Origin of the sequence: Microbacterium sp. No. 7 (assembly GCF_001314225.1) — a bacterium.
In the GTDB taxonomy this organism is placed as follows: Bacteria; Actinomycetota; Actinomycetes; order Actinomycetales; family Microbacteriaceae; genus Microbacterium.
Window position 1 is genome coordinate 21809 of the sequence record NZ_CP012697.1, and the last position, 15309, is coordinate 37117.

The 15309-nt window shown below is 66.5% G+C and carries 10 protein-coding genes, 1 tRNA gene and 1 pseudogene; 10 read left to right on the forward strand and 2 right to left on the reverse strand.

Going from position 1 to position 15309, the window contains the following annotated elements; translation table 11 throughout:
- Positions 1 to 45 precede the first annotated feature (45 nt).
- A complete protein-coding gene (locus tag AOA12_RS00095) occupies positions 46 to 1272 on the forward strand; it encodes a MalY/PatB family protein (protein WP_054678444.1) in 1227 nt (408 codons plus the stop codon).
- 210 nt (positions 1273 to 1482) lie between these two features.
- Here the strand turns inward: AOA12_RS00095 and AOA12_RS00100 are convergent, their stop codons facing one another.
- Entirely contained in the window at positions 1483 to 6261 is a 4779-nt protein-coding gene (locus AOA12_RS00100; protein ID WP_156366318.1) for an NAD-glutamate dehydrogenase, read from the reverse strand.
- Between the two features lie 271 nt (positions 6262 to 6532).
- On the opposite strand from AOA12_RS00100, the gene AOA12_RS00105 reads away from it, so the two are divergent.
- The 5 genes and pseudogenes from AOA12_RS00105 to AOA12_RS00125 all read left to right on the forward strand — a co-directional run.
- Positions 6533 to 6605: transfer RNA gene (locus AOA12_RS00105), tRNA-Ala, on the forward strand.
- Positions 6606 to 6822: 217 nt separating this feature from the next.
- Positions 6823 to 7143 carry a transposase gene (locus AOA12_RS00110; RefSeq protein ID WP_054678448.1) on the forward strand — a complete coding sequence of 107 codons (321 nt, stop codon included), beginning with the start codon at positions 6823 to 6825 and terminating at the stop codon, positions 7141 to 7143.
- 84 nt (positions 7144 to 7227) lie between these two features.
- Complete coding sequence (locus tag AOA12_RS00115; RefSeq protein ID WP_082405817.1) at positions 7228 to 7980, forward strand: IS3 family transposase; 753 nt, start codon at positions 7228 to 7230, stop codon at positions 7978 to 7980.
- Complete coding sequence (locus AOA12_RS00120) at positions 7920 to 9269, forward strand: IS30 family transposase (protein WP_442922258.1); 1350 nt, start codon at positions 7920 to 7922, stop codon at positions 9267 to 9269. The genes AOA12_RS00115 and AOA12_RS00120 overlap by 61 nt, the downstream gene beginning before the upstream one ends.
- A 7-nt stretch (positions 9270 to 9276) precedes the next feature.
- Positions 9277 to 9621 (forward strand): annotated as a pseudogene (locus tag AOA12_RS00125) (integrase core domain-containing protein); the annotation flags it as partial.
- Between the two features lie 27 nt (positions 9622 to 9648).
- Here AOA12_RS00125 and AOA12_RS00130 read toward each other — a convergent pair.
- Positions 9649 to 10017, reverse strand: a complete 369-nt coding sequence (locus AOA12_RS00130; protein WP_054678459.1) for an MFS transporter — start codon at positions 10015 to 10017, stop codon at positions 9649 to 9651.
- Positions 10018 to 10102: 85 nt separating this feature from the next.
- Between AOA12_RS00130 and AOA12_RS00135 the strand changes: the two genes are divergently transcribed.
- The 4 genes from AOA12_RS00135 to AOA12_RS00150 all read left to right on the forward strand — a co-directional run bounded on the left by AOA12_RS00135 (position 10103) and on the right by AOA12_RS00150 (position 15242).
- Positions 10103 to 10696, forward strand: coding sequence for a TetR/AcrR family transcriptional regulator (locus AOA12_RS00135; RefSeq protein WP_054678462.1), 594 nt, complete (start codon positions 10103 to 10105; stop codon positions 10694 to 10696).
- A 126-nt stretch (positions 10697 to 10822) separates the two neighbouring features.
- Positions 10823 to 11359 (forward strand): putative immunity protein, encoded by a 537-nt coding sequence (locus AOA12_RS00140; RefSeq protein ID WP_054678465.1) that lies wholly within the window; start codon positions 10823 to 10825, stop codon positions 11357 to 11359.
- Between the two features lie 362 nt (positions 11360 to 11721).
- Entirely contained in the window at positions 11722 to 13707 is a 1986-nt protein-coding gene (locus tag AOA12_RS00145) for an ATP-dependent nuclease (protein ID WP_054678468.1), read from the forward strand.
- Positions 13683 to 15242: a UvrD-helicase domain-containing protein gene (locus tag AOA12_RS00150; RefSeq protein WP_054678470.1), complete on the forward strand. Its 1560-nt coding sequence runs from the start codon at positions 13683 to 13685 to the stop codon at positions 15240 to 15242. Before AOA12_RS00145 ends, AOA12_RS00150 begins: the two co-directional genes overlap by 25 nt.
- Positions 15243 to 15309: the final 67 nt, after the last annotated feature.

Genomic DNA, 15309 nt, shown 5'->3' on the forward strand with positions numbered 1-15309 from the left:
AATGTCAGGAACACCTTGCCGCGGCGTCGGCCTAGTGTCCTGGGTATGTTCCAGAGCACGCACGCCGCACCGGCCCGGACGCCGTTCGACGAGGTCGTCGAGCGCCGGGGCTCGAACTCGATGAAGTGGTCGTACGACCTGCTCCCGCCCGAGGCGGCGGCCGCCGAGCCGCTGCCGATGTGGGTCGCCGACATGGACGTCCGCGCCCCCGAGCCCGTGATCGAGGCGCTGCACGACGCCGTCGCGGCGGGCGTGTTCGGCTACCCCGCGGGCGCGCCCTCGAGCTACCTCCGGGCGATCTCCGAGTGGCAGGCGCGCCGGCACGGCTGGGACGTGCCGCACGAGTGGATCGTGCAGACGTCGGGCATCATCGCGGCGCTCAAGACCATCGTTCAGGCGTTCACGTCGCCCGGCGACTCGGTGCTGATCCAGCCGCCCGTGTACGCGCACTTCCGCGACGACGTGCTGCTCAACGGCCGGCACCCGGTCGCGGCGCCGCTGCGCCGCGAGGGCGACCGGTACGTGTTCGACCCCGCGGTGTTCGAGGCGGCGATCCGGCCCGACACCACGCTGTTCATCCTCAGCAACCCGCACAATCCGACCGGCAACGCGTGGTCGGAGGACGAGCTGCGCACGATGGGCGAGATCTGCGCGCACCACGGCATCCTGGTCGTCGCCGACGAGATCCACCAGGATCTCGTGCTGCATCCCGAGCGCCGTCACGTGCCGTTCGCGTCGCTCGGCACGGCGTACGCCCGTGGCAGCATCACGTGCACGGCGCCGAGCAAGACGTTCAACCTGGCCGGGCTGCAGAGCGCGAACGTGTTCATCCCCGACGCCCGCGTGCGTGCGGCCTTCGCACGCCAGTACGAGCGCAACACGTTCCCGCTGGTGAACGTGCTCGGCATGGTCGCCGCCGAGGCCGCCTACGCGCATGGGGAGCCGTGGCTCGACGGGCTGCTCGGACATCTGCGCGGCAACCACGAGAGATTCGCGGATGCCGTGAACTCCGGCATCCCCGGTCTGCACGTGCTGCCCGCCGACGCGCTGTACCTCGCCTGGATGGACTGCCGCGGTCTCGGCCTCGCACCGGCGGAGCTGGAGCGCTTCCTGCTCACGGAGGCGCGGGTCTGGTTCGACGACGGCCCGAAGTTCGGCCCCGAGGGCCACGGCTACATGCGCGTCAACCTCGGCTGCCCGCGCAGCACCGTCGACGAGGCGATCCGCCGCCTCGCGAGCGCCGTCGGCGCCGCGCGCCCTGCCTCCCGCTGACCCCGAGCGCCCGCCCCGCGCTGACTTTGCGCGCCCCATCCCCGCTGGTTGAGTAGCGCGCGCAGCGCGCGTATCGAAACCCATGTATCGGTCCGTTACACGGGTTTCGATACGCCGCCTACGGCGGCTACTCAACCAGCGGGGCGTGTGGGGCGGGGGTGCGGGGTACGGAGGTATGGGGCGAGGATGGCGGCAGGCGGCGCCGAACCCCTACCGCACCAGCGAGCGGAGGCGGCGCAGCGCGACGGAGAGGGTCGCGAGGGCCTCGCCCTGGTCGGCGCGCACGGCCGCGACGGCCTCGTCGAGCGCCCGCTGCGCCGACGCGCCGCCCTGCTCGAGCCATTCCGCGATGCGCGCGTCGGTCGTGCCCGCCGAGGTGCGCTGCATGACGGATGCGGTGAGCCCGATCATCACGGTGTACAGGTCGTCGCGCATCGCGGCGCGCGCCATGGATCCCCACCGGTCGTCCTGGGGCAGCGCCGACGCGTTCGCGAGCATCTCGTCGAAGTGCACGAGCACCGACAGCGCGTAGTAGACCTCGGCGACGTCGTCGGCATCCCCGTCGTTCTGGCGCGACAGCTCGACGATGTCGAGCAGCGGCAGCGACCGGAGCAGTCCCGCGCCGCGGCGCGCGAGCGCGTTCGGCACGTTCGCGGCCTCGAGCTCGTGCACCCGCGCGGTGAAGCGCTCGCACTCGGCGTCGCGGAGCAGTTCGTCGAGCCGGGCGGTGAAGCGTGCGACGGGCTCGGCGAACGCGTCGATCTCGGCGCCGATGTCGACGCCGTCGACGCGACGCTGCACGAACCAGCGCGTGGCCTGGTCGAGCAGGTGCCGGAACGCGAGGTACAGCTCGGTCTGCACGTCGGTCGACACGATGTTGTCGGTCGCCTCGATCTGCTCGACGAGCCCGCGCAGGTCGAAGATCTCGCGTGCGACGACGAAGGCGCGGGCGATCTGCTCGCTCGAGGCGCCCGTCTCGTCGGCCGCGCGGTAGGCGAACGTGATGCCGCCGCGGTTGACCATCGAGTTGACGACGGTGTTGACGATGATCTCGGTGCGCAGCGGATGCTGGGCGAGATCGTCGGCGTAGGCGTCGCGGATCGCCGTGGGGAAGTAGCCCGCGAGCGTGCGCGCGAACCACGGGTCGTCGGCGAGGTCGGTGATCGCGAGGTCGGCCTTGAGGGCCAGCCTCGCGTAGGCGACGAGCACCGAGAACTCGGGGCGGGTAAGCCCGCGGCCGGCGGCGATGCGCTCCTGGATCTCGATCGCGCTCGGCAGGAACTCCAGCTCGCGGTCGAGCTCGTCGCGCTGCTCGAGCCATTCGATGAGTCGCTCGTGCGACGGCAGCATCTCGGCGGCGTTCGACCGGGAGTTGCCGAGCAGCACGTTCTGCTCGTAGTTGTCGCGCAGCACCTGCACCGCGACCTCGTCGGTCATGGAGTGCAGCAGCGCGTTGCGGGCCTCCCGGTCGAGCCGGCCCGAGCGCTCGACCGCGCCGAGGAGGATCTTGATGTTCACCTCGCGGTCGGAGGTGCCGACGCCGGCGGAGTTGTCGATGGCATCCGTGTTGATGCGCACGCCCGCGAGCGCCGCCTCGATGCGGCCGCGCTGGCTGACGCCGAGGTTGCCGCCCTCGCCGACGACCTTGAGCCGCAGCTCGTCGCCGTTCACGCGGATCGCGTCGTTGCCGCGGTCGCCGATCTCGGCGTGCGTCTCGCCGGAGGCTTTGATGTACGTGCCGATCGCGCCGTTCCACAGCAGGTCGACCGGGGCGAGCAGCACGGCCCGCTTGAGCTCGAGCGGGGTGAGCCTGGTCACGGCCGGGTCGAGGCCGAGGGCGCGCGCCATCTGCGGGGTGACGTCGATCGACTTGGCGCCGAGCGGGAACACGCCGCCGCCCTCGGAGATGACGGCGCGGTCGAAGTCGTCCCACGACGACCCGGGCAGCTCGAACAGGCGGCGGCGCTCGGCGAACGTCGTGGCCGGGTCGGGATCGGGGTCGACGAACACGTGCCGGTGGTCGAACGCCGCGACCAGGCGGATGTGCTCGGAGCGCAGCATGCCGTTGCCGAACACGTCGCCCGACATGTCGCCGATGCCGACGACCGTGAAGTCCTCGGCCTGGGTGTCGTGGCCCATCTCGCGGAAGTGCCGCTTCACCGACTCCCACGCGCCGCGGGCCGTGATGCCCATGCCCTTGTGGTCGTAGCCGGCCGATCCGCCCGACGCGAAGGCGTCGGCGAGCCAGAACCCGTAGTGCTCCGAGATGCCGTTGGCGATGTCGGAGAACGACGCCGTGCCCTTGTCGGCGGCGACCACGAGGTAGGAGTCGTCGCCGTCGCGCCGCACGACGTGCTCGGGCGGGACGATCTCGGTGCCGTCGCGATTGTCGGTGATGTCGAGCAGGCCGCGGATGAAGGTGCGGTAGGCGGACTTTCCGGCATCCAGCCAGGCGGCGCGGTCGCTCGGCGCGGGGAGACGCTTGGCCACGAACCCGCCCTTGGAGCCCGTCGGCACGATCACCGCGTTCTTCACCATCTGCGCCTTCACGAGGCCCAGCACCTCGGTGCGGAAGTCCTCGCGGCGGTCGCTCCAGCGCAGGCCGCCGCGTGCGACCTTGCCGAAGCGCAGGTGCACGCCCTCGACCTCGGGGGAGTAGACCCAGATCTCGGCCATGGGATGCGGCTTGGGCAGTCCCGGCACGCGACCGCAGTCGAGCTTCATCGACACCCAGTGCTTGGGCGTGCCGTCGGCGGTGCGCTGGTAGAAGTTGGTGCGCCAGGTCGCCTCGATCACGCCGACGAACGAGCGCAGGATGCGGTCGTGGTCGAGGCTCGACACCCGCTCGAGCTTCTCGAGGATCGCCGCGGTGAGGTCGGCGATCGCGGGCTCGCGGTCTCCGCTGAACGCGGGATCGAAGTGCAGCTCGAACAGCCGCACGAGGTCGGCGGCGATGTCGGGGTTCGCGACGATCGCCTGCTCGATGTACTCGACCGAGAAGGCCGATCCGATCTGGCGCAGGTACATCGCGATCGCGCGCAGGATGACGATGCGCCGCCAGTCGAGCCCGGCCAGCAGCACGAGCGCGTTGAGCTGGTCGCTCTCGGCCTCGCCCGTCCACACCGCGCGGAACACGGCCTCGAACGCGGCGCCCCACGCGGCATCCTCCCACTCGTCGGTGCCGGCGGCGGTGAGGCCGAAGTCGGAGATGTGGTGCACCTCGCCGCCGGCCGTCTTCACGGTGTAGGGGCGCTCGTCGACGACGTCGACGCCGAGGTCGGTGAGGATCGGCAGCACCTGGGTGAGCGGGTAGAGGCGGTTCGATGCGATCGTGAGCACGCGCTTGGCAGGGTTGTCGCGCTCCGGCGCGTTCAGGCGCACGGCGAACTCGCCGCCGTCTTCGAGCGCCTCGAGCAGGGTGATGTCGCTCACGGCCTCGGCGGGCGGGACGTTCTCCTTGTAGGCCTCCGAGAACGCCTCGCCGTAGCGGGCGAGCAGCTGGGCGGCGCGGTCCTCGCCCAGCTCGTGGTGCAGCAGGTCGATGAGCGCCTCGTCCCAGCCGCGGATCGCCTCTTCGACGCGTGGCTGCAGCTCGGCCTCCGACACCTCGGGCAACGGGGTGCCCTTCGGCGCGCGGATGACGTAGTGCAGCTGCGCGAGCGGCGAGTCGCCGACGCGCGTTGTGTAGTCGATCTGGTCGGCGTCGAACGCCTCGCGCAGCAGGGCCTCGATGCGCTGGCGCACGGTGGTGTTGTAGCGGTCGCGGGGGAGGAAGACCATCGCGGAGGCGAAGCGGCCGAACTCGTCGCGACGCAGGTAGATGCGGGCGCGGCGGCGCTCGCGCAGCCGGCTGACCTCGCTCGCGACCTCGAGCAGGTGCTCGGGCGTGTCCTGGAAGAGCTCGTCGCGCGGGTACTGCTCGAGGACCTGCAGCAGGTCTTTGCCGGAGTGCGACGTCGCCGTGAAGCCCGACGCGTCGAGGATGGCTCGCACCTTCGACTCGACGATGGGGAGCGTGAGGACGGATGCTGCGTACGCGGCCGACGTGAACATGCCGAGGAAGCGGCGCTCGCCCGTGACGTTGCCCTGCTCGTCGAACGTGCGCAGGCCGATGTAGTCGAGGTAGACGTCGCGGTGCACCGTCGCGCGCGAGTTCGCCTTCGTGATCGTGAGCAGGCGCGGCTCGCGGGCCGTGCGCCGCGCCTCGGGGGTGAGGTGGGCGATCGCCTCGGGCAGGCCGCGCAGGATGCCGAGGCCGGTGTGCGGCAGCGCGCGCAGCACGTCTTCGCCGTTCTCGTCGGTGACGAGGGCCTGCTCGCGGTAGCCGAGGAACGTGAAGTGGTCGTCGGCGAGCCAGCTGAGGAACTCGACCGTGCGGGCGATCTCGGCGCGGTCGACGGTGGGGGGCGCCTCCGTGCGCAGGTCGGTCACGATGTCGAGGCAGGCGCGGCGCATCTTCTGCCAGTCGTGCACGGCGGCGTGCACGTCGCCGAGCACGTGCTGCAGGCGCTCCTCGAGCTGGGCGCGGCCCTCCTCGGTGGGCACGCGGTCGATCTCGAGGTGGATCCACGACTCGAGGTCGCCGCCGTGCGCGTCGATGTCGAGCAGGATGCCGTCGTCGTCGCGCAGCACCGAGACGACGGGGTGCACCAGCAGGTGCACGGCGGGGCCCTGGCGGGCGATCGCCGCCGTGACGGAGTCGACGAGGAAGGGCGCGTCGGCCGTGCAGATGTCGATGATCGTGCGCCGCGAGGTCCAGCCGTGCTCGCGCAGCGTGGGCGTGAATACGCTGATCAGCGTCTCGTCGCGGCCGCGCCGCGTGGCCAGCGAGCGAAGGGAGGCCAGGGCGCCCACGACGTCGCGGGGCTCGCGCGCGGCGATCTCCTCGGCGTCGACGTGTCTGACCAGCCGCTCGATGTCGTGCCGGAGCGGCGGGTCGACGGTCTCCAGCGCGTCGCGGAGTGAGGCGAGTGCGGTCGCGTCGGTCATGACGTCACCTTCCTGTGAGCCCTGCGCGTGCATCGTCGCAGCCCAGGGTGAACAACTGTGTGCGCTTCGCAGGACACGTCGTATCCCCCGATTATCGTCCCGATCGGACGGGGGCGGGTGGGGGCTGTCGGGGTGTCGGCGGGGTGTCGGCGGGGTGTTCGCGGCGTGTTGTCGGCGTCCGGGGGACGGGTGGTGCGGGGCTGTGCTGCGCACGCGTGCAGGTACGGATCCTGTTAAGCTTGACGTCTGTCTGCGCGGGCTGCCGCGCGACGGGGCCTTAGCTCAGTTGGTAGAGCGCCTGCTTTGCAAGCAGGATGTCAGGAGTTCGAATCTCCTAGGCTCCACAATTTCAGACGTAGTCACATGCCTGACATGGGTTTGGCGGCTTGACGCAACGGTGAACGGCTCCGCAAGGCGGAGCATCGCGTGCTCCTCGTCTTCGTCGATCTCGATGCCGTTCGTGATGGTCTGGTTCGCCAGGCGCTTCCCGTGGGCATCGGTGGTCTTGTTGAATCGCCCTGGGTCTGATGGAGGCTCTCAAACCTGTGAAGGATGAGGGTCATGGCAGCACGACGGAAGTACAGCGAGGAACTAAAGGAGCGGGCGACGCGGCTGGCGTTGGACGCGCGCCGCGACCCGGCGAGCAAGGTCGGGGCGATCAAGCGGATCGCGGACCAGCTCGGCATTCACCCGGAGGCGCTGCGCACGTGGGTGCGCCAGGCTGAGGTCGACGCCGGTGAGGCGCCGGGGGTGACGACCGCGGACGCTGCGCGAATCGCGGAGCTTGAGCGGGAGGTCAGGGAGCTGCGTCGCGCGAACGAGATCCTGAAGACCGCGTCGGCGTTTTTCGCCGCGGCGGAGCTCGACCGCAAACTGAAGTAGCCGAGGTGCCCACCGCGGTGCTCGTCGAGTACATCGACGGGCACCGCGGCCGGTTCGGGGTCGAGCCGATCTGCGCTGTCCTGCGTGAGGGGCCTGCATGTCGCCCCGAGCACCTATTACGCCGCCAAGAAGCGCCCGCCGTCTGAGAGAGCGGTCAGGGATGCCGCGCTGATCGTGGACATCCGCACCGCTCACAGAGCGAATCTCGGCGTCTACGGGGCCAGGAAGGTCCACGCCGAGCTGAACCGGGAGGGCATCCCGGTCGCGCGGTGCACCGTCGAGCGGCTGATGCGCCAGGCCGGCCTGCAGGGCATCCGGCGCGACAAGACCCGCAAGACGACCATCGCCGACGGCGCAGAGATCGAACGGCCCCTCGATCTGGTCAAGCGCGCGTTCACCGCGACCGCTCCGAACCAGCTCTGGGTCGCGGACCTGACCTACATCCGCACCCACTCTGGCTGGGTCTACGCCGCGTTCGTGATCGACGTGTTCTCCCGCCACGTCGTCGGCTGGCAGACCTCCACAAGCCTGCGCACTGACCTCGCCCTCGACGCACTGGACATGGGCCTCTGGCAGCGCCAGCGCGCCGGCCACGACATCACCGGGCTGATCCATCACAGCGACCGCGGAGTCCTGGGCGAATTCAACTGGTCGTCGCAACACCTTGATCGTGGAGGTGTTCAGCAGTGGCGACAAAGGATTGGCTCGCGAAGACGAGCGAGGTTCCTGAGGGTGCGCGTCGGCAGTGGCGTGCGGATCGAGCGTTGCGGCCGCCGATGCGTTCGCCTGGACGACCTGAGCCCTCGCGGGCGGTGCAGCGGCAGTTCTGGTGTCTGATCGCGACGGGCATCACCTCGGCCGAGGCGGCGCTGAAGGTGGGCGTGTCCGTGCCGGTCGGGACCCGTTGGTTTCGTCACGCTGGCGGCATGCCACCGATCTCACTGGCCGAGCCCACCGGCCGCTACCTGTCCTTCGAAGAGCGCGAGGAGATCGCGCTGTTACGCGCCAAGGATGTCGGGGTGCGTGAGATCGCACGCAGGATCGGCCGCGACCCGGGAACGATCTCCCGCGAGCTACGCCGCAATGCCGCTACGCGCAGCGGCAAGCAGGAATACCGGGCGCTGGTGGCGCAGTGGAAGGCGCAGCAGGCGGCGAAACGACCGAAGGCGGCGAGATTGGTGACCAACGCTAGGCTGCGCGAGTACGTCCAGGACCGTCTCGCCGGCAACGTTCGCCGGCCTGATGGCAGCGTCGTCGTTGGCCCGGAGCCGCTGGCATGGAAGGGGCGGAACAAGCCGCACCGGCAGGACAGGCGGTGGGCGATCGCGTGGAGCCCGGAGCAGATCTCGCATCGGTTGGAGATCGACTTCCCGGATGATGAGTCCATGCGCATCAGCCACGAGGCGATCTACCAGTCGCTGTTCATCCAAGGCCGTGGCGCGCTCAAACGCGAGCTCGTCACCTGCCTGCGAACCGGCCGTGCGCTCCGGCGGCCACGGGCTCGAACGCAGAACCGCCCGCAAGGGCACGTCACCGCCGATGTCGTGTTCTCCGAACGCCCCGCAGAGGCTGCGGACCGCGCCGTCCCTGGGCACTGGGAAGGCGACCTGATCATCGGCACCGGCCGGTCGGCGATCGGCACGATCGTCGAGCGCAAGAGCCGCTCGACCCTGCTGGTGCATCTGCCGCGGCTGGAAGGCTATGGCGAGATCCCACCGGTCAAGAACGGTCCTGCGCTGGGCGGCTACGGCGCCGTCGCGATGAACGCCGCGCTCATCGCGACGATGACCAAGCTCCCCGAACAGCTCCGGAAGACGCTCACGTGGGACCGCGGCAAGGAACTCTCAGCGCATGCCCAGTTCGCGCTCGAGACGGGCACGAAGGTGTTCTTCGCTGATCCCCACTCGCCCTGGCAACGCCCGACGAACGAGAACACCAACGGGTTGCTGCGACAGTACTTCCCGAAGGGCACCGACCTCTCACGGTGGTCCGCGGAAGACCTCGAAGCAGTCGCTCTCGCGCTGAACAACCGGCCACGCAAGGCCCTCGACTGGAAGACACCCGCCGAGGTGTTCGAAGAGCAGCTACGCTCGCTTCAACAACCCGGTGTTGCAACGACCGGTTGAACGCAGGCAGTATCGAGCGATTCGCTACACCGAGCGGCTCGTTGAGGCCGACGTCGTCGCATCCGTCGGATCCAAGGGCGACAGCTACGACAACGCGATGACCGAGGCGTTCAACTCGCTGTTCAAGGCCGAGTGCATCCGCAACCCGGTCATGCGTCCCAAGGGCGGGTGGGCGTCGATCCGCGACGTCGAGATAACCGTCACCGAATACGTCGACTGGTTCAACCACAGGCGCCTGCACGGCGAGATCGGACTCATCCCGCCCATCGAGCTCGAGGCCCTCCACCGGGCATCAGCCAACACAGCCGGATACGCTCAAGAGAACGTCCCCGCCGGGGCCGGAACCAACTAACCGGGCCTCCACAAAACCCGGGGCGATTCACAGCGCCAGCGAACTTGGCATGAACATCGCCGCACCTGCTCCTTGTAGTGCGCGGGCGGCGATGAGCACGGCAACCGTTGGAGCGACCGCGCAGACGAGCGACGCGGCGAGGAATACGACCATGCCCGCGATGTAGAGCCTGCGACTCCCCAAACTTGTCGCGAGGCTGCCACCGAGGAGGAGTAGCGAGGCGAAGGTCAGAACGTAGGCGTCAACGACCCAAGTCAGCTCGCTGAGCGAACCGCCAAGATCGCGCCCGATCGAGACTGTCGCGACGTTGACGACTGTCGAGTCGATCGATGCCATCACGAACCCTGACGCGAGTGCGGCCAGGGTTGCGACGGAACGCAGACGAGTTCCACTCATTCCCACTCCTAATCGGACGATAGACTTCCGCTTGCAGCCATACTCCAAACGGAAGATTATCGTCCACTTGCGTTACGATGGGTCCATGACCGGAAGCTCTCACGCCCTCGCCCTCCTCCTCGGCGAGCGACCTCCGAGGGCAGACGCTGAGCGCAACGTCAGTGCGCTGCTGGAAGCGACTCGAGAACTTGTCATCGATGGAGACCTCAACCCGTCGGCCGCGCAGATCGCGGGTGCCGCGGGTGTGGGCGTCGGGACGCTGTACCGCCGTGCGCTCAGTAAGGAAGCACTCCTCGCTGCTGCCGTCATCGACCTCCTCGATGACGTTTGTGAGGCCGCCGATGCTCACGACACCAGTGCTTCGTGGGAGGGCTTCGAGGCGTTCGCGATCGAGTACCTGAGAATCCGAGAGATCACCTGCTCCATCACCCACGCTCTCGAAGAGGAGTTTGACGGCGGGGTGTCTGCCGCCAAAGAACGAACCAGAGCTGCCTTCACCCGCCTGACGCAACGACTGCGTGACGGCAACTACCTCGACAAAGCAGTGGACGCCGCCGACCTCATGGTGCTCATGGCCTCCATAGACATCACCGATGAAACCCTGGGGCTCGACCCGGACAACGCCCGTCGCCAGCGCGTCGTCAGAAGACTGCTCAGCAGCCTGCGGTTCACCAAGTGAACCGTCCCGCGCAGACAATCACGGAGGCGCAAGCCGAGCGTTTCGTCGATGCTGCCACGAAGCGCTCCCCAGGGCTGCCACGCGTCTTGCAAACGAGGAATGAATGCTTCGTGAGAGCTTTGATGCATGGCCTCTCCGCAGACACTCGACGACGCCGATCGCCGTCTCGTCGCCCTGTGGGCAGCGGACTGCGCCGAGCGAGTCTTGCCGCTCTTCGAGGCGGAGGCTCCGGACGATGACCGAGCACGAGACGGCATCGAGCGGACTCGCGCGTACGCGCGTGGTGAACTCGATGCCGCTGGCGAGATCAAGCGAAGGCTCCTCGCGGGGCGCGCAGCTCAGTCCGTCACGTCTCCTGCGGCGATCGCGGCTGCCCGAGCTGCTGGCCAGGCGTCTGCTGTTGCGCCCATGGGTGCTCACGCGCTGGGTGCCGCCGCCTACGCAGCGAAGGCCGCGTCACTTGCTGCCGACGACCAGGAAACCGCGCGTTACAGCGAGGTTCGCTGGCAGCTGGATCACCTGACGCCAGCCACTCGTACCGCGTTGGCCCGCCTGCCGCTCTTGGGCAAAGACTCATCCGGGCCACTGGGTGCGGGGCTCCTTGCGTCTGGCGTGCTCGCCCAGACGATTCGCGAGATCCAAGCGGACCTGGCCACCGCCTGATAGCCGAGGCTCTACCTCGACCTGCAAGAGGCGTGCCGTCTCAACAGCGGGCCTGCTCGGAAGGCCGCAGGAGTGGCGCAGTCTTCGGCAGCGAAGCGTTGCGAACCGGCAGGGAGCAGCGGCACTGAGTGGCCGCGCGCGTCTTCTGAAAGACGTGTGACACGACTGTGCTCGACTCAGTATGAGCTTCAGAGGAGAATCATAAGACTCAGACTCAGGTCGCCGATCGGAGCGAGAACCGCAAAGGAGCAGCTGATGGCAGCCTGTCTTGGTGATGCGATGTGCAGAATTCACGGCCATTCGTCAAGAATCGGAGAGGGGCTGGCCGAAGCGATTGAGCTCCAAGTGGAGAGGACGCACTGATGCGTGTCGTATCGGCGTCGGTCCACGGTTTCCGCCTCCTGGACGGCGAAACGGTCACGTTCGAGGAGTCGACCACGATCGTCGTCGGGCGGAACAACAGCGGGAAGACCTCCTTCGTCGAGGTCTTCGTTAAGTTCCTCGGGGTGGAGAAGAACCAGTTCTCGATCGATGACTTCACGCTGTCGCGCCTGACTGACTTCGCTGAGGCGGGCTTGCTCTGGAAGCAGATGGTCGACAAGCGAGCCAAGGGAGACGACAGGACTGAGATCGAGCGCCTCGAAGCCGAAGCGCTCGACAAGCTTCCGAGCATCTCGCTCGAACTGGAGTTCAGCTACGAGGAGACAGAATCGCTGGCTCCGATCTCGAAGCTCGTCCTTGACCTCGATCCCGCACGGCACGATGCGGTGCTGGTCTGCAACTACTCGCTGGAGCGGCCACGGGAGTTCATGCGAGCCTTCGAGAAGTCCGGCATGGAGGACATTCTGGCCTTTGCCCGAAAGCGCATGAGCTTCTTCGAGCGGAAGTTTCGAGCGGTCGACAAGGCGGATCGAAAAAACGTCCACGAACTGAAACCGGGTGAGGTCAAGGATGCGATTCTCTGCGACTTCATCTATGCACAGAACCTCTTTGATGACACTTCTCTCGATACCGGGCACGGCCTCTCGAAAGGCTTCGAGAACTACTACCGCGCAATTGCCAATACCGACGGAACCGTCGCTAGCCTCGAGGAAGCGCTCGCGAAAGTTGCCGAGAACTTGGACGGTGAGTACTCCACCCTGTTCGCTTCCGTTTTCGGCGACTTGAAGATATTCGGGGCCGGAACCGGATCGAGCTTGCAAGAGGTCAAGGTGGTCTCGGAGTTCCGAGCCGCTGACTTACTCAAAGGCAGTACACGGGTCATCTACGCGCACGATTCCGGAGCCGAACTGCCCGAGGCGCATAACGGCCTCGGCTACAGCAAGCTCATCTTCATCGTCCTGCAGTTCGTCGCCTTCTTCGAGAGTTACCAAAAGCGTGAGCCCCGCTCGGGCATGGAGCTACTCTTTCTCGAAGAGCCGGAGGCGCACCTGCACCCTCAGATGCAGGCGCTCTTCATCAAGAATATTAACGACTATCTGAAGTCGAAGCCGGAGTGGAACGTCCAACTTGTCGTGACGACCCACTCTTCGCATGTGGTTGCGGAAAGCGGCTTCCGGGCGCTGCGCTACTTCGACGTTCGAGACGGAAAGCTCACCGTCAAGGACCTGCACCACTTCCGCAATGAGTTGGAGAGTACCGAGAAGGACTCGTTGCGCTTCTTAGAGCAATACATGGTGCTGCACCGCTGTGACATGTTCTTCGCTGACAAGGTCGTCATGGTCGAGGGCACCGTTGAGCGCCTGCTCTTGCCTGAGATGATTCGGCGGGTGGCTTCCAACCTTCAGTTCCAGTACGTCTCGGTAATCGAGGTCGGCGGAGCGTATGCGGTGAAGTTCCGGAAACTCCTCGAATTCCTCGAAGTTCAGACGCTCATTGTGACCGACATCGACTCTGCCGAAGCGAACGGATACCACAAGAAGGCGCCCACGGATACACCTGGAGCGGTCACGACGAACGTGACGCTCAAGAGCTGGCTGCCACAGGCGAGCACCATCTCCGAGCTCCTCGGCAAGGCCGACACGGACAAGATTGACACCAACGTGCGGGTCGCCTACCAGGTACCGGAGTCCGAAGGGGCGCGGACTGGGCGGAGCTTTGAGGAAGCGTTCATCCTCGCCAATGCCGAGCATCTTGTCGCGGATTCGGATCTCGCTTCGGCAAATGCGTTCGTTGATGAGCGCGGCGTGACTCGCGATGCAGCGGCGATCCGAGCCGACTCCTACGCGGTAGCCGGGCGGATCGACAGCAAGTCGGACTTTGCCTTCGACATCCTGACGCTCAATACATGGGAGATCCCGAACTACATCAAGGAAGGCCTGGAATGGCTAGCACCTCCGAGCGAGTAGTCGAGTGCCTGGAAGCGAACCAGAGCTTCGTCATCGAGGCCGGTGCGGGTTCAGGTAAGACGACAACCCTGGTGGACGCGCTTAGCTATCTTCTCGGCTCCAAAGCGCGACAGCTCCTTCAAAGCGGGCAGCGGATCGTCTGCATCACCTACACGAACGTGGCCGCAAACGAGATCATGTCCCGCATCAACCGTGACCCGCTTGTCCAGGTCGCCACTATCCACGACTTCCTGTGGTCGGTCATTGGGCCGTTCCAGTCGGAGCTTCGCGCTGCAATTCTCGCTGCGAACGCTGCTGCCGAGGCGAGGAAGCAGATCCCTGACCTCGACCTCACGGGCGTGCCGATTACCTATTGGCAATACCCGCGCAAGTGGGAGAAGGGCAAGATTAACCACGACGACGTGATCGCGCTGTCGGCATGGATGTTCGAGAACTTTCCGAAGCTGGCTCGACTGATCGCGGACAGGTTTCCGATCATCTTCGTGGATGAGTACCAGGACACCCACGAGAAGACCATTGGGCTACTTCTTGACGTGCTCGTCGCTGGCAATCCGCACCGCATCACGGTCGGACTCTTCGGTGACTACATGCAGAAGATTTATAACACCGGAGTCGGCAGGGTTGAGCGCGAGGGACTCGTGGTCATCCAGAAGGAAGAGAACTATCGCTGCTCGGTCGCGGTAATCGAGGTTCTGAACAGGCTGCGCCCGACGCTGCAACAGATACCAGGTGGCGACAACAGCGCGGGGACCGCGCGTTTCTTCCACGCCGATCCGAACGACAGCGGCGCAGTCTCGACGCTGCGCGCGCAGCTTCGAACTGAAGGCTGGGTTGAGGACAATGAGAAGGTGCTGATGCTCACGCGCCGTGGAATCGCGACGGACCAGAAGTGGCCGGACCTGCTTGCTGCATATCAAGCGCGAAGCCAGCTCAGCGCAGAAGACTTTGGGCGAGGCGACGATGAGTTTGGAGAACTGTTCGCTGGCATCGAGTCTTTGGTTCAGGCATTCGAGGAAGGGCGCTTTGGCGACTTCCTCGCGCAGCGCGCCACGAGCACCGGGCCGATCCAGAGCCACAGCGACAAGGAGAAGGCGGTCGCACAGATCACGAGGCTTAACGAATTGCGTGACACGGCCACGATTGGCGAGGTGCTGGACTTCGTCTGGGGCGACGGTATTCTTCGGAAGCCAAGTCGCGTGAGCAATCTCGAAGAGCGCATCAGGATCGCAGAGGATCCAGAGCGAGCAGCCAGGGATCAGACCTTCCTCGACTCGCTCTACGCCGTGCCCTACGAGCAAGTCGCAAACTTCGAGAAGTTCCTCAACGACGAAACTCCCTTCTCGACTCACCACGGAGTTAAGGGCGAGGAATACGAGAACGTTCTCGTGGTGCTAGACGACCGGCTCTGGAACAACTACAGGTTTGAAGCTGTGCTCGTGGGCGACAACAGCAGGTCCCAGTATGGACGGACTCTGAATCTGTTCTACGTGTCGTGCTCCCGAGCGATGCGGAACTTATCCTCGATCCACCGATGAGCCTCGGGCGGCCCGGGCCGGGGTGGTCGGCGGGCGGTGATGTGTCGGGGGCAGGGGTGAGTTCCGG